The 21,216-nt window shown below is 38.6% G+C and carries 17 protein-coding genes and 1 other RNA gene; 7 read left to right on the plus strand and 11 right to left on the minus strand.

All coding sequences use genetic code 11. From position 1 onward, the window contains the following. The first annotated feature begins 95 nt into the window (after positions 1 to 95). The 3 genes from ACFINA_RS03515 to ligA all read left to right on the plus strand — a co-directional run bounded on the left by ACFINA_RS03515 (position 96) and on the right by ligA (position 4,929). Positions 96 to 989: an outer membrane protein assembly factor BamD gene (locus tag ACFINA_RS03515; RefSeq protein WP_273790773.1), complete on the plus strand. Its 894-nt coding sequence runs from the start codon at positions 96 to 98 to the stop codon at positions 987 to 989. A gap of 6 nt (positions 990 to 995) precedes the next feature. After that, the gene (recN, locus tag ACFINA_RS03520) at positions 996 to 2,657 is read left to right on the plus strand and encodes a DNA repair protein RecN (protein ID WP_375609269.1); all 1,662 of its coding nucleotides are present in this window, start codon (positions 996 to 998) and stop codon (positions 2,655 to 2,657) included. A 112-nt stretch (positions 2,658 to 2,769) separates the two neighbouring features. Beyond that, the gene (gene ligA, locus ACFINA_RS03525) at positions 2,770 to 4,929 is read left to right on the plus strand and encodes an NAD-dependent DNA ligase LigA (RefSeq protein ID WP_375615077.1); all 2,160 of its coding nucleotides are present in this window, start codon (positions 2,770 to 2,772) and stop codon (positions 4,927 to 4,929) included. A 607-nt stretch (positions 4,930 to 5,536) separates the two neighbouring features. Here ligA and ACFINA_RS03530 read toward each other — a convergent pair. The 3 genes from ACFINA_RS03530 to ACFINA_RS03540 are packed head-to-tail and all read right to left on the minus strand — an operon-like array spanning position 5,537 to position 8,858. Beyond that, positions 5,537 to 7,363, minus strand: coding sequence for an aminopeptidase P family protein (locus ACFINA_RS03530; protein ID WP_375615078.1), 1,827 nt, complete (start codon positions 7,361 to 7,363; stop codon positions 5,537 to 5,539). Positions 7,364 to 7,380: 17 nt separating this feature from the next. Next, positions 7,381 to 8,250, minus strand: a complete 870-nt coding sequence (locus ACFINA_RS03535) for a 50S ribosomal protein L11 methyltransferase (RefSeq protein ID WP_375606978.1) — start codon at positions 8,248 to 8,250, stop codon at positions 7,381 to 7,383. Between the two features lie 26 nt (positions 8,251 to 8,276). Next, positions 8,277 to 8,858 carry an SCO family protein gene (locus tag ACFINA_RS03540; protein ID WP_375615079.1) on the minus strand — a complete coding sequence of 194 codons (582 nt, stop codon included), beginning with the start codon at positions 8,856 to 8,858 and terminating at the stop codon, positions 8,277 to 8,279. A gap of 139 nt (positions 8,859 to 8,997) precedes the next feature. Here ACFINA_RS03540 and ACFINA_RS03545 point away from each other — a divergent pair, with 139 nt between their 5' ends. Beyond that, positions 8,998 to 9,627 (plus strand): DapH/DapD/GlmU-related protein, encoded by a 630-nt coding sequence (locus tag ACFINA_RS03545; RefSeq protein WP_375615080.1) that lies wholly within the window; start codon positions 8,998 to 9,000, stop codon positions 9,625 to 9,627. A gap of 56 nt (positions 9,628 to 9,683) precedes the next feature. Here the strand turns inward: ACFINA_RS03545 and ACFINA_RS03550 are convergent, their stop codons facing one another. The 5 genes from ACFINA_RS03550 to ssrA all read right to left on the minus strand — a co-directional run bounded on the left by ACFINA_RS03550 (position 9,684) and on the right by ssrA (position 13,683). Then, on the minus strand, positions 9,684 to 12,023 hold the full coding sequence (locus tag ACFINA_RS03550) for an ATP-dependent helicase (RefSeq protein WP_375615082.1): 2,340 nt from the start codon (positions 12,021 to 12,023) through the stop codon (positions 9,684 to 9,686). Between the two features lie 120 nt (positions 12,024 to 12,143). Continuing rightward, positions 12,144 to 12,395 carry a ribbon-helix-helix domain-containing protein gene (locus tag ACFINA_RS03555; protein ID WP_375615083.1) on the minus strand — a complete coding sequence of 84 codons (252 nt, stop codon included), beginning with the start codon at positions 12,393 to 12,395 and terminating at the stop codon, positions 12,144 to 12,146. 10 nt (positions 12,396 to 12,405) lie between these two features. Continuing rightward, the gene (locus ACFINA_RS03560) at positions 12,406 to 12,588 is read right to left on the minus strand and encodes a DUF4169 family protein (protein ID WP_375606982.1); all 183 of its coding nucleotides are present in this window, start codon (positions 12,586 to 12,588) and stop codon (positions 12,406 to 12,408) included. Between the two features lie 8 nt (positions 12,589 to 12,596). Further along, a complete protein-coding gene (locus ACFINA_RS03565; RefSeq protein ID WP_375606983.1) occupies positions 12,597 to 13,148 on the minus strand; it encodes an SspB family protein in 552 nt (183 codons plus the stop codon). A gap of 178 nt (positions 13,149 to 13,326) precedes the next feature. Further along, positions 13,327 to 13,683: a transfer-messenger RNA gene (gene ssrA, locus ACFINA_RS03570) on the minus strand. Positions 13,684 to 13,779: 96 nt separating this feature from the next. On the opposite strand from ssrA, the gene ACFINA_RS03575 reads away from it, so the two are divergent. Next, the gene (locus ACFINA_RS03575; protein ID WP_375606984.1) at positions 13,780 to 14,085 is read left to right on the plus strand and encodes a DUF2853 family protein; all 306 of its coding nucleotides are present in this window, start codon (positions 13,780 to 13,782) and stop codon (positions 14,083 to 14,085) included. 68 nt (positions 14,086 to 14,153) lie between these two features. Here the strand turns inward: ACFINA_RS03575 and ACFINA_RS03580 are convergent, their stop codons facing one another. The 3 genes from ACFINA_RS03580 to ACFINA_RS03590 all read right to left on the minus strand — a co-directional run bounded on the left by ACFINA_RS03580 (position 14,154) and on the right by ACFINA_RS03590 (position 19,671). After that, the gene (locus tag ACFINA_RS03580; RefSeq protein WP_375606985.1) at positions 14,154 to 15,461 is read right to left on the minus strand and encodes an MFS transporter; all 1,308 of its coding nucleotides are present in this window, start codon (positions 15,459 to 15,461) and stop codon (positions 14,154 to 14,156) included. A gap of 683 nt (positions 15,462 to 16,144) precedes the next feature. Next, positions 16,145 to 17,455, minus strand: a complete 1,311-nt coding sequence (locus ACFINA_RS03585; protein WP_375606986.1) for an MFS family transporter — start codon at positions 17,453 to 17,455, stop codon at positions 16,145 to 16,147. A 908-nt stretch (positions 17,456 to 18,363) separates the two neighbouring features. Beyond that, on the minus strand, positions 18,364 to 19,671 hold the full coding sequence (locus ACFINA_RS03590) for an MFS family transporter (RefSeq protein ID WP_375607008.1): 1,308 nt from the start codon (positions 19,669 to 19,671) through the stop codon (positions 18,364 to 18,366). A 221-nt stretch (positions 19,672 to 19,892) separates the two neighbouring features. Between ACFINA_RS03590 and ACFINA_RS03595 the strand changes: the two genes are divergently transcribed. Together ACFINA_RS03595 and ACFINA_RS03600 are read left to right on the plus strand one after the other, a co-directional pair. Then, complete coding sequence (locus ACFINA_RS03595; RefSeq protein ID WP_375606987.1) at positions 19,893 to 20,687, plus strand: thymidylate synthase; 795 nt, start codon at positions 19,893 to 19,895, stop codon at positions 20,685 to 20,687. Then, a complete protein-coding gene (locus tag ACFINA_RS03600) occupies positions 20,684 to 21,193 on the plus strand; it encodes a dihydrofolate reductase (RefSeq protein ID WP_375606988.1) in 510 nt (169 codons plus the stop codon). Before ACFINA_RS03595 ends, ACFINA_RS03600 begins: the two co-directional genes overlap by 4 nt. The last annotated feature ends 23 nt before the right edge of the window (positions 21,194 to 21,216 follow it).

Below are 21,216 nucleotides of genomic sequence, written 5' to 3' on the forward strand. Positions count from 1 at the left end.
TAAATTGGTTATGTGGATTTTATAGTGATATGGTATAAAACCTTTGATAAATTGTTTTTGCTACAAGGTGATATTCTGTGGAGGCCGGAAAAAATATGAAAAAATCTCATGTGTGCATTGGAAATATGACATATAGAAAATCTAACATTGTACGCAAGATATTGGGGGTGGTGCTTTTGGGAAGCACTTGTATGTTAGCGGGATGCCTCTTTAAAGAGAAAAAGACCCTTGATCCATCTGCTTATGTTTTGAAAATAGAGCCACCAGATGTTCTCTATAATCAAGCGCTTGCTAGCCTTGAAAGTGGGCGGCTTGGGGACGCATCGAAAAAGTTTTTGAAGATTGAAAAACAGTACGCTTATACAGATTGGGGGCGCAAATCTCTTGTGATGGGTGCTTTTACTAATTATCGACTCGGAAAGTATGATGATTCAATTAGTATGGCTCAACGCTATATTACGCTTTATCCAGGGTCGACTGACTCGGCTTATGCGTACTATATTATTGGTCTTTCTTCTTTCCGTCGGATTCCTGATGTTACGCGTGATCAACGTGACACGAAACGTGCTATTGCTGCTATGCAGCTTCTTATAGAGCGTTATCCTAATTCTGAGTATGTCAAGGATGCTAAGGATAAAATCCGTTTTGGTCGCGAACAGCTAGCTGGTAAAGAAATGCAGATTGGCCGCTATTATGAAGAGGGGCGGCGCTATCTTGCGGCAAGTAGACGGTTTCGTACTGTGGTTGAAGAGTATTCTGATACAAATCAAATTGAAGAAGCACTTTTCCGCTTAACGGAAGTTAACTTAGCTCTCGGCTTAACGGCAGAAGCACAGACGGCAGCAGCTATTTTAGGACGTAATTATCCCAAAAGTGAGTGGTATAAATTTTCTTATAATCTCTTGCAGAAGAATAAAATATCGCCACGTGAGCATAAATCTTCTTGGATCTCAAATGCTTTAGGTGGTGATAAGAAGAGGGTACGTTGATTCTCTATGTTGGTACAGCTTTCGATTCATAATATTGTTTTGATCGAAACGCTCGATATTCATTTTACAGCGGGGTTGACGGTTTTAACTGGAGAAACGGGTGCGGGGAAGTCTATTCTCCTTGATGCTTTATCACTTGCTCTAGGGGGGCGGGGTGATGCTTCGCTTGTGCGTCATGGGGTTGACCGCGGGCAGGTTACAGCTGTTTTTGATGTGTCTGTTTCACATCCTGCACGTCAACTTATTCGTGAGAATGGTCTTGATGATGAGGGTGATATTATTTTACGACGTGTGCAATCAAGTGATGGACGTAGCCGTGTTTTTATCAATGATCAGGTGTCTAGTGTTGCATTGATGCGGAGTGTTGGCCGTTTGTTGGTTGAAATCCATGGACAACATGATGATCGTGCGCTTGTTGATGTTGCTACACATCGCCAATTATTAGATGCCTTTGGTGGTCTTGAAGATGAAGTGGAAAATTTGCGTCAGTGTTATCACACATGGCGTGAATTTGAGGAGCGTTTGCAACGGCAGCGTCTTAAAGTAGAGAGTGCTGTACGGGAGGTTGATTATCTTCGTGCGTGTGTAGAAGAGCTTGAAAAGCTTGATTTTAAAGTTGGTGAAGAGGAAGCTCTTTCTCTTCGTCGTGCTGATATGCTTAAATTAGAAAAAATAGCAACAGATATTAAAGAAGCGGATGATCTTTTAACGGGTCAAAAATCACCAATCCCAGTGCTTTCTAATTTGGTGAGGCGTTTGGAGCGGAAAATTCCTGAGGCGCAAGAACTTATTGCACCAGTGGTGAAATCTATTGATGAGGCATTGCATGCACTTGCAACAGCACAAGAAGGTATTGAGACGGCAATACGAGCATTAGATTTTGAACCTGATGAATTGGAACGGATAGAAGAGCGTCTTTTTTCTCTTCGGGGTTTTGCTCGTAAATATCAAGTTTCTGCGGATGAATTGATTCAGTTACGCGATAAAATGGACGCAGAACTCGCTGATTTTGAAGAGGCTCAGACTATATTGACACGTTTTGAAGATGAGGCAAAGCAGGCAAAGAAAAATTATGATACATTGGCGCAAGCCTTAACAATAAAGCGTCGGGAGACAGCAAAGCATTTATCTGAAAGTGTTATGGCTGAGTTGCCGGCATTGAAGTTAGAGAGGGCCGAGTTTATTGTTGAAATGCAAAGTGATGTGGAAAAGCGGAGTGCTGAGGGATGTGATCGTATTGAATATTGGGTGCGAACAAATCCTGGAACACGAGCTGGACCGATGCTTAGTGTGGCTTCTGGCGGTGAATTGTCTCGTTTTTTGTTGGCATTAAAAGTTGTTTTGTCTGATCGAGGATCAGCACCGACGCTGATCTTTGATGAAATTGATACAGGTGTTGGGGGGGCTGTTGCAGCGGCTATTGGACAACGGTTGCAACGCTTATCAGAACGTGTTCAGGTTTTTGCTATTACGCATGCACCACAGGTTGCATCGAAAGCGCATGGTCATTTTCTTATTTCGAAAATTGAGAGTCATGATAAAGGACGCTTTGTTACTGCTATTCATAAAATGGAAGAGCATGAACGTGCAGAAGAAATTGCTCGTATGTTGGCAGGAGAACAGATTACTGAAGAAGCGCGTGCAGCGGCTCAAAAGCTTCTCGCATAAAGGTAATTAGCCAGTGATAAAAATACTGGAAAGCTTATTTTTATTTGCGATTCACTTTATGAGGAAGCGTGGAAGTCCTTATGGCAGTAACTCGTAATTTGGAATAGATTTTATGAACAAAGATGCAGTTAAAAATCTCTCAGCTGTTGAAGCAGAAAGTGAATTAGAGTGGTTGGCAAAAGAAATTGCGCGTCATGATGTGCTTTATAATCGTGATGATCAGCCTGAAATTTCTGATGCAGAATACGATGCATTGCGCCGCCGTAATGCAGAAATTGAAGCTCTTTTTCCAGAGCTTATTCGTGTTGATTCTCCTTCACATAAAATTGGGGCACCAATTTCTGAAAAGTTTGAAAAGTCTGTTCATGCACAGCCTATGCTTTCACTTGATAATGCGTTTAGCTCTGAAGATGTTACTGAATTTATTGAGCGTATTCGTCGTTTTTTACGTCTTCCAGAAACACAAGTGTTGGAAATAACAGCGGAGCCAAAAATTGATGGTTTATCTTTGTCTTTGCGCTACGAAAAGGGGCGGCTTGTGCGTGCGGCAACGCGTGGGGATGGAACTGTCGGTGAAAATGTGACGGCAAATGCTCGAACAATTGCTGATATTCCACAAGTTTTGCAAGGTGATTTTCCTGAGGTAATCGAGGTTCGCGGCGAAGTTTATATGGGACGGGAAGATTTCCAAGCTCTTAATATAAGCCAACAAGAGAAGGGAAAGTTAACCTTCGCCAATCCTCGAAATGCAGCGGCTGGTTCGCTCCGTCAGCTTGATTCACGGATAACCGCCAGCAGAAAGCTTCAATTTTTTGCTTATGCTTGTGGTGAAGTGAGTGAAGTATTTGCAGAAAGTCAAATAGAGATGATGAAAAAGCTAAAAGAATATGGCTTTGTTATCAATCCATTAATAAAAGTCTTTAAGAGAGTAGAAGAAATTATTTTCTATTATCGTGATATAGAAGAACGCCGTCATTCTTTAAGCTATGACATTGATGGCATTGTTTATAAGGTTAATGATTTGATGCTCCAAAAGCGTTTGGGATTTGTTTCTCGTTCGCCGCGTTGGGCAATAGCCCATAAATTTCCAGCAGAAAAAGCAATGGCGCTTTTGGAAGATATTGATATTCAGGTCGGTCGTACGGGAGCTTTGACGCCTGTTGCACGCCTTACACCTATTACTGTTGGTGGGGTGGTGGTGACCAATGCCAGTTTGCATAATGAGGATTATATTAAGGGAATTGGCCATAAAGGAGAGCCCATTCGTGAAGGCCGTGATATCCGTGTAGGCGATACCGTGATTGTACAACGCGCTGGTGATGTAATCCCTCAAATTGTTGATGTTGTTGCTGCAAAACGTCCAAAAGATGCTTCTGCTTTTGTTTTTCCTCATCTGTGTCCCGCTTGTGGGAGTCATGCTGTTCGCGAAGAAGGAGAAGCGGTGCGTCGGTGCACCGGTGGGCTTATTTGTCCTGCACAAGCGATTGAACGTATTCGTCATTTTGTTTCACGCAATGCGTTTGATATTGAAGGCTTGGGTAAAAAGCAGGTAGAATTTTTTTTCCATGCTCAAGATGAGGCGCTTTGTATTCATACACCAGTTGATATCTTTACTTTAGAACGGCGCCAAGAAAAGTCTTTGATCCGTTTAGAAAATATGGAAGGTTTTGGTACTGTTTCAGTGCGGAAACTGTATGATGCCATTAATGCACGCCGCGAAATTCCTTTAAGCCGTTTTTTGTTTGCATTGGGGATTCGTCATGTTGGAGAGGTGAATGCACGCCGCCTTGCACGAGCATATCAAAATTATACAGCTTTTGAAACGGCGGCTATGGAAGCATTTATGCCATGTGAGCAGGAAAACAAAGAAGGCAATGAAGCTTGGATGGAACTTACCAATATTGAAGGAATTGGACCACAGGTAGGGGGCGCAATTGTTGATTTTTATAGAGAAGCGCATAACCGTGAAGTTTTGTCTGTTTTGCTTGAAGAAGTAACACCTCTTGATGAGGCACCTATCATGATAGCTTCTTCACCAATAGCGGAGAAGATCATTGTTTTTACGGGAACTTTAGCACATATGTCACGTGATGAAGCAAAAGCATTGGCAGAGCGATTAGGGGCCAAAACATCTGGTTCACTTTCTAAAAAAACAGATCTTCTTGTTGCAGGACCTGGAGCGGGCTCCAAATTGGCTAAAGCTGAAGAATTAGGTGTTGAGGTTATCGATGAAGAGGCTTGGCTACAGTTGATTGAGAAATATAATGTTTAGAGGATGTTTTCTAGAAGATCGTATGCTATTTGTATGATTATCGCTCTTACATTTTTTGGGGGGATGAAATCAAAAAGGGGGATAATAGGGGCTGTTTATTTTGCAAAAACAGAGCGCCATATATTTTGATATTTATTACGTTATTTAAAATAATTAACATTGAACTTAAATATTAAACTTAAACTATTATGATGAAGAATATGCAAGGTTATTATTAGTAAAAGATATAAATTATTACTGTGAAGCAAGGTAAAAATTGTAAATAAATATGCAGAATTTTTGAATCTAAACGGCGTAATAAGTTGGTTATAATGGGCGTTTTAGAAATGTAACGCGGAAGATTACAAAATATAATGAAAATTTCTATATAGCAGAATAAGGCTATAACTCATGTGGAGATGGTGGAGGATAATTGATAAGCATTATCTTTTGCGAGTGTATCCCGTTCTGTTTCAATTTTGGAAGGCTTTTGTCGTATCTGCAAAAAAACTTGAAGTATTTCATAGAAGCATTTTTTGTGTTTGCTGATGGTAAATTCGCACTTCTCTCTTTAAAAGAGAAGGGTGTAATGTTTTGTAGAAAGAGTAAAAGTTATACGTTGCTTCATTTAAAGGGGCATTGTTGCTTCTTTTGCCCATTTTTTATCTTCTTCATTTAAGTAAGGCGCATTCATCTGATAAACCCGCGCATGGTAATCATTGAGCCATTGTCGTTCTTCTTGTGTCAAAAGCTCTGGAAGGATTAACCGTCGATCGATGGGGCAATGTGTGAGTGTTTCGAACGAGAGCATTTCTATATCTCCACCATCAATTTTTTGTGCTGGCTTCACAATCATCAAATTTTCAAGACGGATACCAAAAGCGCCTTCGCGGTAATAGCCTGGCTCGTTTGAAAGAATCATACCGGAGATGAGTTCTTGGCACCCTTTGCGAGAAATATTTTGCGGTCCTTCATGGACAGAAAGATAAGATCCAACACCATGACCGGTGCCATGGGCATAATCAAAACCAGCTTTCCACAATGCAATGCGTGCAAGAGCATCAATGTCTTGTCCGCGTGTGCTTTTTGGAAATCTTGCAGTTGAAAGAGCAATCATGCCTTTGAGGACAAGCGTAAAACAGCGTTTTTCTTCTTCTCCAATATTCCCAATTGCTACTGTGCGTGTGACATCAGTCGTGCCATCACGATATTGTCCACCTGAATCAACGAGGTAAAGTTCACCAGCATTGAGTGGTTTATTTGTTTGCGTTGTTACACGATAATGAATAATGGCACCATTTGCCCCTGCGGCTGAGATTGTATCAAAAGAAAGATCTTTAAGTTTTTCTCCCATTTCGTTTGCTGTATTTATGCGAAATTCTTCTAATTTTTGAGCAGCAGAAATTTCACTTATTGACCCTGGTATTTGTTTATCTAACCAAGAAAAAAAACGGGTTAGGGCAACACCATCGCGTAGGTGTGCTTTGCGTGTGCCATTGAGTTCTGTGTCATTTTTAATGGCACGTGGTAGAGCCGCAGGATCGGTAAGTGTGATAAAAGAGCTATTTTTTTCTTCAATAACAGTTCGTAATTTTTCGCATGTTAGCTGTGGATCTAAGGCAAACACTGTCCCTTTTTGAATATACTCTTTGATCTTGGGAATAAGCTGTTCTGGTTCATATAATTTTGCATAACGTTCTAGATATTGTTTCTGTTCTCCACCAAGTTTTTTGCGGTCAATGAATAAAGCTGGTGTTTCGTTAAGTGGAATGAGAGCAAAACAAAGGGAAAAAGGCGTGTTGGAAACATCATTGCCCCGTATATTGAATGTCCATGCAATGGAAGAGGGGTCTGTAAAAATAAAGGCATCTGCATTTGCTTTTTGTATATATCTGCAAATCAATGCCAACTTTTCATCTGTATTGCACCCAGCATATTTGAGAGGATGAATTGATAAGGCAGATTGTGGTAATTTTGGTTGATTATGCCAGAGCAGATCAATGGGATTATGTTGAACTTCTACAAGTTTTCCACCTGCTTTCATTTCTAATGCGTTTCTCAATGCATCGGTGGCAGCAATCGTGTGGAGCCATGGATCAAAGCCAATAGAAAGTTTTTGACCATTTTTTTCAAGCCATTGTGAGGGAGGACAAGTTATGAGATCTTCATAATTAAAAATATCAGGATCAGTTTGTTGGCGAACTTGGAGCTTATATCGCCCATCTGTAAATATGATGGCTTTGTTTTTTAAAATCAGTGCAATCCCAGCTGATCCAGTAAAGCCGGTTAACCAGCTAAGGCGTTGAGCATGAGGAGGGACGTACTCTCCTTGATGTTCATCGCACCGTGGAACAAGAAAACCATCGAGCCCAAGGCGATCAAGTTCTTTACGAAGGGAGGCAATGCGTTTTGCAGCATGCGTGGGATTTGTTGTTGCCTCAAAAGATTGATACATAACAACGTCCTTTTATTTTATTTCAGATGTATCGTTACCCATCCTTGACGGTGGTATGTTTCGATATGCTTGAGTCCTTGTTTTATATAAGTATCTAAAACGTAGGCGTGTTGCTCTTCAAGAATTCCAGAGAGTATAAGTGATCCCCCTTTTTTAAGGGCTTTTACCATTTCTTGCGCAAGTTCAATGAGAGGATTGGCAAGAATATTGGCAACAATGAGATCAAAAGGCGCACGTGTTGTAATGTGTTCATGGGTAAAACTTGTTGCTGTAACAGCTGTAATATACTCTTTTACGCCATTAAGCTCGATATTATGTTGTGCAACTTGAATAGCAATAGGATCAATATCGGAGGCGAGAATACTAATGGGCTTGAGCATTGCTATGCCAATGGCTAAGACTCCACTACCAGTTCCAAGATCAAGGGCATTTTGTGGATTTTCGTGTTTCATTACTTTGGCAATCATTTCCAAACAACCAGCTGTTGTCCCATGATGTCCTGTTCCAAAGGCTTGATTTGCTTCAATTTCAATAGGGAGAACATTAGCTGGAATGGCGTTTCTGTTGTGACTTCCATGAAGGAAAAAAGGACCAGCATGTACAGGTTTTAGTCCTTCTAGACTTTTTTGTACCCAATCAATATTGGGTAAAACTTCCATATTAATTTTATCAGAATCTATAGAAAGAACGCTTGCAAAACGTTTCAATGCGTCTTCTTGATTGTCTTGATCAACATATAGAGAAAGCTCATATATAGCATTTTGTTCATCTATCTCTATAAGAGCAAGAGGATATCCTTCTTCATCAAAAGCTCTTTCTATAAGGGTATAAAATTGCTCTGCTTCACTTTTAAAAGCAGTATAATAGAAGCGAATTTGTTGCGACATGCTGTTCTTTCTTTTGATTGGCTTTTTTAGTTTGATATGAGTTTTTTTAGCCGTTCAATGGCGATTTCATCTTTTAATTCGCTATCGCTTTCTTTCGTGTCATAACGGATAACGCCAGCTAATTTTCCACCTTTTTTGAGTAAAAAAATTGCTGCCGTATGGTTATAAGTATAGCTTTCATCTGTTTCAGTGACTTTTTCAGCAACGATGTTGAAAGAATTGACCATTTTATGAACTTTATCAGGATCTCCACTGATACCAACGATTTTATTGTTAAAATTGCTGAGATAATTATGGAGTACTTCTGGTGTATCACGTTCGGGGTCAACAGTCACAAACCATACTCCTAACTTATCAGCTTCAGGTCCAAGTGCTGTAAGCCATCGATCAAGATTCATCAGTGTGGTAGGGCAGATTTCAGGACACATAGTGAAGCCGAAAAAAATTATTGAAGGCTGGCTTCGAATATCCGCTTCGGTAATCGTTTTTCCATTTGAATCAGTGAGCGTAAAGTTATCACCTAAAGGCTTATTTATAAATGCATCATAAATAAAAATCCCCGTAAGAAATATAACTGTTAGCCCTAAAATGCGGAGTACATTTTTCATAGTTTGACTCTCTTAGATAGATCAAGAAATTGTAACATCGGCAGGTTTGTTTTGCAATGTTTGTTTCATGGTTGATTTTATTGGTTTGGTTGGTATGTCTTTCCATATTTATTGATGAAGCAATTGATGGAAGGTAAGAATGAATATTGAAAACGATCTTCGATTTCATGAAAGTAAACCTCGTATCCATACGACAGCACAGCTGCATGGTTGTAAATTAGGGCGCTATGTGGAAATTAATGAGCGGGTAGTTTTGCGTGATGTAACCATTGGAGATTTTTCTTATTTAGAACGTAACAGTGAGGCTATTTATAGCGATATTGGGCGTTTTTGTTCTATTGCATCTCATGTACGAATGAATGCGTTGGAGCATCCTATGGAGCGCGTTTCAACGCATAAAATAACCTATCGTCCAAACGAATATTTTCGTTATATGGCATTAGATAGTGGTTTTCGTGAAAGGCGTTATGCAAAACGTGTTATTATTGGGCATGATGTGTGGATTGGACATGGTGCGGTTATTATGCCTGGGGTGACAATTGGTCATGGCGCTATCATTGGCGCGAACGCTGTTATAACGAAAGATGTTTTGCCTTATACGATTGTCGTTGGGGTGCCTGCTAAACGGTTGCGAATGCGTTTTCCCAATCATGTGATAGAATGCCTTTTAGATATGGCTTGGTGGGATTGGCCGCTTGATAAAATTCACAACGCATTGCCTGATATGCAAAATTTGCCCATTGAAGCCTTTGTTCGCAAATGGAAATGACATTCAGAATAAAATAAAGTGGTTTCTTGAAAAAACTGATCGTGGTTTGCTTGTAATTAAGCTTTGTTTACAAAATTATCTAGTACACGCTTTTCTCCGGCTTTTTCGAACATTATTGTCAATTTATGATCGTCTATTGCTGTAATATGACCATAACCAAATTTTATGTGAAAAATCCGATCATTGACAGAAAAATCTGATGGTGCATGAGAGAGTGATTGAGAGATAACTTTCCCTTCAATATTTTTGTTTTTTTGTGCACGCTTTTGTCTTGGTGTTGCATAGTCATTATAAAAGGAATCGTGATGTTGAAAGGAAGATTTTCCATAACCACCATAGGATGTTTCCATTTCTACAACTTCTATATGTTCTGCTGGTAATTCATCTAAAAAACGGGAGGGGAGAGCAGGTTGCCAAAGTCCATGAATTCTTCGATTCGATACAAACCATATATGCAAATGTTTTTTTGCTCTTGTTAGACCTACGTAAGCAAGACGCCGTTCTTCTTCTAATCCTGAACGTCCACCTTCATCTAATGAGCGCTGGTGGGGAAAGAGTCCTTCTTCCCAACCTGGAAGAAAAACTGTTTCAAATTCAAGTCCTTTGGCTGAATGAAGGGTCATGATGTTGACTGCATCCATATTTTCATTATTTTCCGTTTCCATAACGAGTGCAACATGTTCCAAAAAACTTTGAAGATTTTCAAATTGTTCCATGGAACGAATCATTTCTTTAAGATTTTCTAGTCTTGTAGGAGCCTCTGGTGAGCGATCTTCTAACCACATGTTTGTATAACCAGAATCATCAAGGATGATCTCGGCAAGTTCTCTATGAGGAGTGTCTTGAAGCATATTTTGCCAGCGGCGGAAGTTTTCAATAAGGATTCGTAACGCACTGCGTGCCTTAGGCTTTAATTCATCTGTTTCAATGATGTCTGCGGCAGCAGAAAAGAGAGGAACAGCACGTGCACGTGCACTCTCATAAAGAATGCGCAGGGTTGCATCTCCTATGCCGCGTTTTGGTGTATTAATAACACGCTCAAAAGCTAAATCATCAGTAGGTTGGACAACAACGCGTAAATAAGCCATGGCATCACGTATTTCCATTCGCTCATAAAAACGAGGACCACCAATGACGCGATAATTAAGGCCAAGTGTTACAAAGCGATCTTCAAATTCACGCATTTGAAATGATGCGCGTACCAATATAGCCATATGATTTAATGCATGACCGGTTTGTTGTGCGCGTTCGATCTCTTCTCCGATTGCTCGTGCTTCTTCTGCCGAATCCCATGCTGAATGAATTTTTACCTTTTCTTCCTCACTCTTTATTTGAGCAGAAAAAAGGACTTTTCCCAGTCTTTCTTCGTTATGAGCAATGAGATGGGAGGCGGTTTTAAGAATATGGGATGTTGAGCGATAATTGCGTTCTAGACGAATAATTTTAGCAGAAGGAAAATCTTTTTCAAAACGTAATATGTTTTCGACTTTTGCACCACGCCATCCATAAATGGATTGATCATCATCGCCAACACAACAAAGATTAACATGTTGACCTTGAGGATGTTGGGCCAAAAGGCGAAGCCAAAGATATTGTGCTGTATTTGTATCCTGATATTCATCGACAAGAATATAACGAAATTGAGAATGATATTCGCGAAGAATATCTGGATTATGTTGGAAGATAGAGATAGAATGAAGTAGAAGGTCACCAAAATCACAAGCATTAAGATCTTTTAATCGATTTTGATAACTGTGATAAAGTTCACGTCCCATGCCGTTACCAAAGGAATGAGCATCACTTTTTGAGATATGTGTTGGTGAAAGTCCTTGATTTTTCCAAGAATCAATTATCATGGCAAGGTTTCGTGCGGGCCAACGCTTATCGTCTAATCCTTCAGCTTGAATAAGTTGTTTTAAAAGTCGAAGAACATCATCGCTATCGAGAATTGTAAAGTTTCTTTTTAAATCAACAAGCTCTGCGTGACGGCGTAAAATTTTAGCTCCAGTGGAATGAAAGGTTCCAAGCCAAGGCATACCTTCAACAACTTCTCCAATAAGTTCACCAATACGTGTTTTCATTTCACGGGCTGCTTTGTTGGTGAAAGTGACAGCAAGTATTTGTTGAGGTGAGGCGAGTCCAGAGCGCAGAATGTGAGAAATACGGGTTGTTAAAACGCGTGTTTTTCCAGTACCAGCACCTGCAAGAACTAAAAGAGGCCCCTCAGTATTCATAACAGCTTGTTGCTGTTCTGGATTGAGCTGTTCTAAATAGTTTGTATTATATGATTTTTTTTCTTTTAGGACAGGGGAAGAAAACCCAGAATTTTCCTTATCATGGTCTGGAGGGGAATCTTCTTCAAAGAAAGGTATGGTGTGATCAGAAAAATTACTCATTGTATCTCTTTTGTAGTCTTTTTTTCATTGAAGTTCTAGATTAAAAAAACTTCTCTTAAAAAGTCACAACAGTTTCAGTTGAACAGACAGAAAGAGAACGTAAAAAAATAAGCACAAACATTAAAGGCGTTGGGTGAGAACGCTTTGAAGGACATAAACGCGTAACGAGGCCGAAAGATTTACTTGTTGTGGTCTTTTGCTATCAATATCGGTAATAATAAAGGCTAAAGATTGTCCTTTTTTGCGGGCTATATCTTTTAGAATATCTAAAAATGGTGGTTCTAAAGAAACGCTTGTTGCGTGTCCATCAACGCGAACAGATATCTTTCGTGGAATGACTTTTGACCAATCGATAGAATTATTTTCGTGCATTTTTCCACCTTTATTCGTCGTTTCGTAAACGATTTTGATCAAGAAATTTTTGCGTTTTTAAAGATTTTTGTTGCTCAAAAAGTTTTTCAGTTTTTGTTCGTCCAAAACGATAACGATTTTGCTCAGCACAAAGAGATTTTTCTGTACGTTTTTTTTGTTTTCGAAATTGGCGAAGATTAATCAATTCAGTCATGAGAAAAATTATTTTTTCCGAAAGGAATCTAAAGAGACAACATCAGCACTTTGATTTTGTTTTGCATCGTTATTTGAAGGTTCTATATTTGTACTGAGATTTTGTTCTTTTGTAAGCGTATTTTCTTTTTTTTGTTTGTTTGATAAGGTAATGGGCGTAGTTGAGGTATTTTCTGAATGTTCACTTTCTCCAGAGGTCAGATTTGAGGGCAGATCAAATGCTGCTTCAAATGCTGCTACAGGATCATAAAAGACTTGAATGGAAGTAAAAGGAATCACGAGCTTTTCGGTTATTTCCCTGAAAGAGAGGGTTACTTCGAAAGCTGTTTCTGAAACACTGAGATCTCTAAATTGATGTTGTAAGACGATTGTCATTTGCTCGGGATAGCGATTTTTTAGCCGAGGAGAAATTTTAACGCCTGGGGCATTTGTCAAAAAAGTTATAAAAAAATGATGATTTCCCGGAAGACCTGCTTTGGCAACTTCCGATAAAACTTTACGGATAACTCCACGAAGTGCATCCTGAACGAGAATATCGTAACGGATTTGATCTTTAACCATCGAAGTTTATTCCTTTTATTTCACGTAGCAGAATGGGGCGTATTGATATTGTGTGATAGAATATATTTTAAATTAGCAGATTTTTTCTACGATGCACCTCAATAAATCGAATAAATACGAAACTCTATGGTAAATAATGTCTGATAATGTCTGAAAGATCAATCAACAACATTTAAAAAGTGAAGGCTTCTGTTGCCAGGTGCCTCCGAACCCCGCTTAAACCTGCGACGGTTTAAGACTCAATTTGAAACATTCACACCACCTTAAGCGGCGAGACGTGCTTCCGCATAGTTGTCATTTGCAACTACTCATTTAGCCCGATAACGGTGGTACAATGCCGAGTAAAAGAGCGATCTTTACACCCTTGTCGATCCTATTTCGCCCCCACCAAAATATAACTTTGCTTTCTTATATTTTGGTGGAGGCGCCGGGTACCGCCCCCGGGTCCAATAGGTTTATTTCACCGTCCATTTATTACCATAGCTGGTAAACCAGCCTTTTAAATATAGATGAAGAACAGTCTTAGGAAAAGGGGGGTTGTTAATATTTTTAATCCTCTAATTATTTATAGAGCTATATGATGCGGCTGTAAATTATAGTCCGCTCATTTTTGGAGAGGAGATGATGCAAAATGACAAATAATTTAGCAGATATTAAACTATATGATTCAAATCCCGATGAAGCAGCAGTAGAACGACTTAGCCGTCGTTTAGCTTTAGTGATGAAAAAGCAGGATGCAGCGCTTGTTGCTACATCGGATCCAAAAGAGTTAGAACGTGTTGAAAAATGGGTTCAAGATGTTTTAGAAGCTGATGAACAGAGTGCTAAAATGGCCGTTTCAAAAGTGGCTGAGATGATGTCTGGAGAGCGTAGAAAAAGTCGACTGACTTTTTATTATCTAGTTGCTAAGCACCTTAATGCACTTCATAAAATTTAAACAATATTAAATTTGCGATAATGATAAAAAAGCCCAATCTCTTGGGCTTTTTTCGTTTATAAAAAGGGTTAATGTTTTTCATCTTCTTGGAGGTATCCCCCTTTACGCATACTCGGGACAAAGAGAAGAGCAATGAATGCCATGATCATCACGACGGTTATATAAAAATAAAAGAGTGATTCATGACCGTACTTTTTTAATCCAAGCGCAACGTATTCAGCAGAACCACCAAATAAAGCGTTACCAATGGCATGAGAGATACTAACGCCTAATCCACGTATTGAAGAGGGAAACATTGCTGATTTTACGACACCAGAGATGGATGTATACATGCTCATAATGAAGAGCAAGCCAATAATGACCGATAAGGCAACCCATAGACTATGCGTATTACCGATTATCCAGAGTCCAGGAAATGTAAAGATGACAGAGAGTATACTCCAAATGATAAGTAAAGTTTTTGTTCCAATTTTATCGGCTATGATACCAGCTATGGGTTGGAATAGGATGAAAATAAATAGTACAGCTGTCATAATCGTTGTTGCGGTATGTTTATCAAAGCCGGTGGTTGTGATCAGATATTTTTGCATATAAGTCGTAAAGGTGTAAAATGTGAGTGATCCTCCTGATGCAAAGCATGCAATTACGACAACGGCTTTTGTATGCTTGGTGAGAAGTTCCTTAAGACTGCCAGAGTGTTTGTGAGAGCGGCTTTCTTTCGTGGTTGTTTCGTGGAGAGAACGACGCAGATAAATCGCAATCACTGCCCCGAAACCACCAATCACAAAAGGAATGCGCCATCCCCATGCTTTTAACTGATCTTCAGAGAGATAAGATGCTAGAATAAATATAATGAAGCTGGCAAGAAGTTGACCTGTAATAAGGGTGGCTGATTGGAAAGAAGCAAAAAGCCCTCGATGTTTTTTGAGAGCAACTTCGCTCATATAAGTGGCTGCTGTACCATATTCACCACCCGCTGAAAGTCCTTGCATCATCCGAGCTAAAAGTAAAAGGATTGCTGATGTTATTCCTAAGGTTTCATAGGTGGGAAGTATGGCGATGAAAAAAGAGCCACCACACATCATAAAAATGGATATAAGCATCGAGCGTTTACGTCCATAACGATCGGCGATAAATCCTAAAAACCAAGCTCCAATAGGGCGCATAAGAAAGCCAATAAAAAACACACCCGCGGTTTTTAACAGTGGCGTAATCGTATCACCATCGGAGGGAAAGAATTGTGATGCAAAATAAATTGATGCAAATGAGTAAACGTAAAAATCATACCACTCTACGAGATTTCCTGATGCGCTTGCTATAATAGCAAAAACACGTTTTCTTGCATCCTGTGATGCTGAAATTGTTTCATTTTCCATGAATTGTTCCCCTTTTGGATTTATAGTCCATATATTTATTTCTAAATATAATTTCTAAACATAATTTTTTATGATTTCCAGAAAAATCCAATTGTATCATGATAATTTCTTAGAGAAATTCTTTAAGATGATTTATTGGAGTTATATTGTTATTATTTTTAAGAGTTTTACTTTTTTATTAGAAAAAATTATCATATTAATTTTAATTGTGTTTATATGACAAATATACATTGAAAATGTATATAAGTATATCTTCAAATTTTATTATAATAATACTATATTAATTACTTTAATGATAATTTGATGTTATAAAATATATGGATTTTACAAGAAGTAATAGAAAAAATTAAGTTATTTCATAAGGGTTAAATAGTATAAAATGGGACTTTTAAGTCCTTACTTATCGTTTTGCGCCATAATACATTATTTTTTAGGGGGGAGGATTCAGATAAGGTTTTCCGTATGAGGTGTTTTTCAGATATCATGATAAGTATTTAGGGGAGGGCTTGCCCATAGAATCTTATCAAGTAAATTACATAAAGAGGGTAGTAACTATAGATAATTTAAGAGAAACTGAGTTGTTTGTAAGACGAATGCGGGGCGGGTTTTCGTTCTTTACTAGGGTGGAGAGGAGATCAAAAAAAAGCCCAATTTCTTGGGCTTTTTTTATCCAGAAAATAAGTTTAATGAAGTCTATCGTCTTTATCGAGATATCCTCCTTTATCTATATCAGGCATAAGAAGAATAGAGATGAGTGCAATGACCATCATACCAACGATGTAAAAAAAGAAAACAGATTCGTATCCCATATTTTTTAATCCAAGCGCTACATATTCAGCAGAACCGCCAAACAGTGCGTTGCCAATGGCAAAAGCAAAGCCAACACCAATTGCTCGGATTGAAGCAGGGAACAATTCTGCTTTTATGATACCAGCAATGGACGTATAAAAACTCATAACACAGAGTATTCCAATAATGATTAAGAGTGCTGTCCATGGATTATGGGCATTCCCGATCATTTTAAGTACAGGAATGGTGCAGATAATGGATAATACACCCCAACTGATGAGTGAAGCTCTTGCTCCAATTTTATCGGCTAGCGAACCAAAAAGCGGTTGGAGTAACACAAAAACAAAGAGGGCGGCAGTCATTATTGTTGTTGCGGTTTGTTTATCAAAGCCAGTGGTTGTGATCAGATATTTTTGCATATAAGTGGTGTATGTATAAAATGTGAGTGATCCGCCAGCTGTAAAGCCAACAACCAAAAAGAACGCTTTTTTATGATTACGAAAAAGTTCTTTAAGACTACCAGCGTGTTGTTCAGAGCGGCTTTTGAGGGTTGTTGTTTCATGAAGCAAGCTACGCAGATAAATTGCAACGATTGCTCCAAAGCCACCAATGACAAAGGGAATACGCCATCCCCATGCTTTTAACTGATCCTCGTTAAGGTAAATGGCTAAAATAAATATTATAAAACTTGCCAGAAGTTGACCTGAGATCGTTGTTGCATATTGAAAAGAAGCAAAGAGACCACGACGATTTTTGGGCGCAACTTCACTCATATACGTTGCGGCTGTACCATATTCACCGCCAACGGAAAGCCCTTGAAACATACGGACAAAAAGGAGAAGGAATGCTGCTGTTATTCCCAAAGTTTTGTAAGTGGGAAGTATGGCAATGAGAAAAGAGCCCCCACACATCATAAAAACAGAAATAAGCATTGAGCGTTTACGTCCATAACGATCAGCAATAAACCCAAAGAGCCATGCTCCAATTGGACGCATAAGAAAGCCAATAAAAAAGATTCCTGCCGTTTTTAACAATTGTGTAACGATATCTTCATCTTCAGGAAAGAATTGCGAAGCGAAATAAACCGATGCAAAGGAGTAAGCGTAAAAGTCGTACCATTCTACCAGATTACCGGATGCACTGGATATAATAGCAAAAATACGTTTCCTTGTATCATGTGGATCTAAAGTTGTTTGATTATTCATGAAGTATTCCCCTTTTAGATTTATAACTTTTCTTCTTTTTAAAGCTATTTACGATGTGCATTATAAAAACGCCATTGTATCATGATAAATTTTTAGGGAAACATAAAGATTTTTTCTAGATCTATCAGTGCTGTTTTGGGCTCATGGTGTTGTTATATTGCGTAAATCTATCCTTAAGGAAATATTGTTTTTTGTTTGATTGTGAATTATTTGCATATGCAGAGTATTTATGAAGATATGATACTCTTTAGTTTATATGCTTGATGTTGTTTCGTAAAATGATGTTATTGACTATTGCATGCGAGGTTGGTGTATCAGTTAAAATACTTTTTAGAAATGATCTTAAGTGTTAAGGGGGAGTACAATATTAAGAGTTCGTCAATAGTATAATAATAGCGGCTTGCACTTTTATTAAGTGTAAAGAGAGTGATGACCATGTTTATATTTTACGGGGCTTTTACGTTATGTCATTCACGGGTGCCGTTGTGAAATGGAGTTGGGTATATTGAGAAATGTTTCTCAAAAAAGTGTGCGAATTCATAATATAATTGTATTTTCTACTTTTCATGAAAGGATTTGTGTTTCATGAGGGGTACCATTAAGAACGTATTAAACAAAATCATGAGTGGAATCTTTATTATTGATAAAATTTCTTGAAAGATAATCACTTTTCTTCGATTTTGAGTGGGAATGGGGGGTATTAAAATAAATCAAAAATTTTTTATCTTCAGCAAAAGAAGCATTTATTCATAATAATATGCAGCTGTTTATTTTTATAAGCAGTATATGCAGGAGAGAAAATTTCTTCTTTAGGTGTTTGAAGAGATAAAAAATCGTGCGCTTTAAGCTTCTATGGGAAAGAATTACAAAAAGCCCAGAATACTGGGCTTTTTTGTTAACATCAAAAGTTAATGAATATCGTCTCCTTGTAAATATCCTTTTTTGCGCGCATCGGGCATCAAGAGAACCGCAATGAATGCAATAATCATCATGCCGGTTATATAAAAATAGAAGACAGATTCGTATCCAAGGTCTTTTAATTCAAGCGCTACGTATTCAGCAGAGCCGCCAAACACTGCATTGGCAATAGCATAAGAGAATCCAACACCTGTTGCTCGCACTGAAGCGGGAAACATTTCTGACTTTACAATACCAGAGATGGATGTATAAAAGCTCATAATGCATAGCATTCCAATAATGACTGATAGAGCAATCCATGTTTCATTAGTGTTACCAATTACATGAAGTCCAGGAATCGTAAAGATAATAGATAAAACACTCCAAATAAGCAGTGAAGTTCTTGTTCCAATTTTATCAGCCATAAAACCAAATGCAGGTTGAAGTAACATGAAAACAAAGAGCGCAGCAGTCATGATTGTTGTTGCAGTATGTTTATCAAAGCCGGTGGTTGTGATCAGATATTTTTGCATATAAGTTGTATAGGTATAAAATGTGAGCGATCCCCCAGCTGTAAAGCCAACAACTAGAAAAAAAGCTTTCCTGTGATTGCGTAGAAGCTCTAAAAGACTACCAGCTTGCTTTTTAGAACGATTTTCTTCTGTGGTTGTTTCATGAAGTGTACGACGGAGGTAAATTGCAACAACTGCTCCTAGGCCCCCAATGGCAAATGGAATACGCCATCCCCATGCTTTTAGTTGATCCTCTGTGAGATAAAGTGCTAGAATGAATATAACCAGGCTGGCTAGAAGTTGTCCACCAATCAGTGTGGTATATTGAAAAGAGCTAAAAAATCCACGGCGGTTTTTGAGTGCCACTTCACTCATATAAGTGGCTGTCGTACCATATTCACCCCCGACAGAAAGTCCTTGAAGCATTCGGAGTAAAAGTAAAAGAATTGCTGCTGCCATTCCAATAGTTTCATAAGTAGGAAGTATGGCGATTAAGAAAGAACCACCACACATCATACCAACAGAAATAAGCATTGAGCGTTTACGTCCATAGCGGTCAGCAATGAAGCCAAAGAGCCATCCGCCGATTGGGCGCATAAGAAAACCAATAGCAAAGACACCAGCGGCCTTTAAAAGTTGTGCAACGACATCGCCATCTGAGGGAAAAAATTGTGATGCAAAGTAAATGGATGTAAAAGAATAAACATAAAAATCATACCATTCTACTAGATTACCTGATGCACTGGATACAATAGCCCAGATACGTTTTTGCGTATCATGTGATGCTAAAGATTCTTGTTTTTCCATAGTCAATCCCTTCATTTCACGTTCACCATTTTTGTTCATTATCACTCTATGTTCTTTTCTTCAGAAGCTGTCTATAGTATTTTATCTTTTGCATAAAAATTTTAGTCAGATCACGATAATTTCTTGTGTAAGATGTTTTCGGATAAAGATTTGAATTATGTTTGTACGAATTTTACAGTTTTTATTTTCTATAATGAGGAGAATCGGACATAATAACCCTCATGAAATTATATCTGGCTCTTTTATCCCACGTTTTAAATCAGGGTATTGATCGTACAGATCGGACGGGCGTTGGAACGCGATCTATCTTTGGGTATCAGATGCGCTTTGATTTACAAGCAGGATTTCCATTGTTGACAACAAAAAAACTACATTTACGTTCAATTATTTACGAGCTTTTGTGGTTTCTTAAAGGTGATACAAATATTGCATGGTTGAAAGAGCATGGTGTATCAATTTGGGACGAGTGGGCTGATGAAAAAGGAGATCTTGGTCCTGTTTATGGTTATCAGTGGCGTTCTTGGCCTGCTCCTGATGGGCGCCATATTGATCAAATTAGTAATCTTTTAACAATGATTAAGGAAATGCCAGATTCTCGTCGCTTGATTGTATCAGCTTGGAATCCTGCATTAATAGAAGAAATGGCTTTACCTCCGTGCCATTGTCTTTTTCAATTTTACATTGCGGAGGGAAAATTGTCCTGTCAGCTTTATCAGCGTTCGGCGGATATTTTCTTAGGTGTTCCATTTAATATTGCATCCTACGCACTGTTAACGATGATGATTGCGCAAGTAAGCGGTCTTAAAGTAGGCGACTTTATTCATACTCTGGGGGATGCTCATCTTTATTCTAATCATTTTGAACAGGCAAAATATCAATTGTCTCGTAGACCAAATGCTTTGCCATGTATGCGCATAAATCCAGCGGTAACAGATCTTTTTTCTTTTCAATTTGAGGATTTTGAATTGCTTAATTATGAAGCACAATCCCATATTAAGGCGCCGGTAGCAATATGATGATTTCCATTTGTTTCATTGCTGCGGTTGCAGAAAATGGTGTTATCGGTCGTGAAGGTGCCATGCCTTGGCATTTATCAACGGATTTGCAACGCTTTAAAGCTTTGACATTGGGTAAGCCCATTATTATGGGAAGAAAAACTTGGGATTCTCTTGGGCGCCCTTTACCAGGGCGTACAAATATCGTCATTACGCGTGATTGTACCTTCAACGCTGAAGGGGCTGTTGTTGCTCACTCTTTATCGCAAGCTTGCTCTCTTGCAACAAGCGTTGCTTCTCAAAATAATGTAAAGGAAATTTTTATTATTGGGGGAGGGGAAATTTTTCAACAAGGATTGCCTATGGCTGATAAAATATTCCTTACAGAAGTTTTAGCCTCTATAGAAGGTGATAGTTTTTTTCCTGTTTTTGATAAAGAAAAGTGGACTATTGTGCAAACACAAGATATTCCAAAAGGGGATAAAGATAGTCATCCGACACGTTTTGTTGTTTATGAGCGGAAATAATTTTTGTAATATGAAGTGGAAGG

Origin of the sequence: Bartonella sp. AC10YNML, from assembly GCF_042196825.1 — a bacterium.
Lineage (GTDB): Bacteria > Pseudomonadota > Alphaproteobacteria > Rhizobiales > Rhizobiaceae > Bartonella.

Coding starts and splice junctions, on each gene's coding strand:
- ACFINA_RS03515 (WP_273790773.1), top strand. CDS start 96: ATGAAAAAATCTCATGTGTGCATTGGAAATATGACATATAGAAAATCT.
- recN (WP_375609269.1), top strand. CDS start 996: ATGTTGGTACAGCTTTCGATTCATAATATTGTTTTGATCGAAACGCTC.
- ligA (WP_375615077.1), top strand. CDS start 2,770: ATGAACAAAGATGCAGTTAAAAATCTCTCAGCTGTTGAAGCAGAAAGT.
- ACFINA_RS03530 (WP_375615078.1), bottom strand. CDS start 7,363: ATGTATCAATCTTTTGAGGCAACAACAAATCCCACGCATGCTGCAAAA.
- ACFINA_RS03535 (WP_375606978.1), bottom strand. CDS start 8,250: ATGTCGCAACAAATTCGCTTCTATTATACTGCTTTTAAAAGTGAAGCA.
- ACFINA_RS03540 (WP_375615079.1), bottom strand. CDS start 8,858: ATGAAAAATGTACTCCGCATTTTAGGGCTAACAGTTATATTTCTTACG.
- ACFINA_RS03545 (WP_375615080.1), top strand. CDS start 8,998: ATGAATATTGAAAACGATCTTCGATTTCATGAAAGTAAACCTCGTATC.
- ACFINA_RS03550 (WP_375615082.1), bottom strand. CDS start 12,023: ATGAGTAATTTTTCTGATCACACCATACCTTTCTTTGAAGAAGATTCC.
- ACFINA_RS03555 (WP_375615083.1), bottom strand. CDS start 12,395: ATGCACGAAAATAATTCTATCGATTGGTCAAAAGTCATTCCACGAAAG.
- ACFINA_RS03560 (WP_375606982.1), bottom strand. CDS start 12,588: ATGACTGAATTGATTAATCTTCGCCAATTTCGAAAACAAAAAAAACGT.
- ACFINA_RS03565 (WP_375606983.1), bottom strand. CDS start 13,148: ATGGTTAAAGATCAAATCCGTTACGATATTCTCGTTCAGGATGCACTT.
- ACFINA_RS03575 (WP_375606984.1), top strand. CDS start 13,780: ATGACAAATAATTTAGCAGATATTAAACTATATGATTCAAATCCCGAT.
- ACFINA_RS03580 (WP_375606985.1), bottom strand. CDS start 15,461: ATGGAAAATGAAACAATTTCAGCATCACAGGATGCAAGAAAACGTGTT.
- ACFINA_RS03585 (WP_375606986.1), bottom strand. CDS start 17,455: ATGAATAATCAAACAACTTTAGATCCACATGATACAAGGAAACGTATT.
- ACFINA_RS03590 (WP_375607008.1), bottom strand. CDS start 19,671: ATGGAAAAACAAGAATCTTTAGCATCACATGATACGCAAAAACGTATC.
- ACFINA_RS03595 (WP_375606987.1), top strand. CDS start 19,893: ATGAAATTATATCTGGCTCTTTTATCCCACGTTTTAAATCAGGGTATT.
- ACFINA_RS03600 (WP_375606988.1), top strand. CDS start 20,684: ATGATGATTTCCATTTGTTTCATTGCTGCGGTTGCAGAAAATGGTGTT.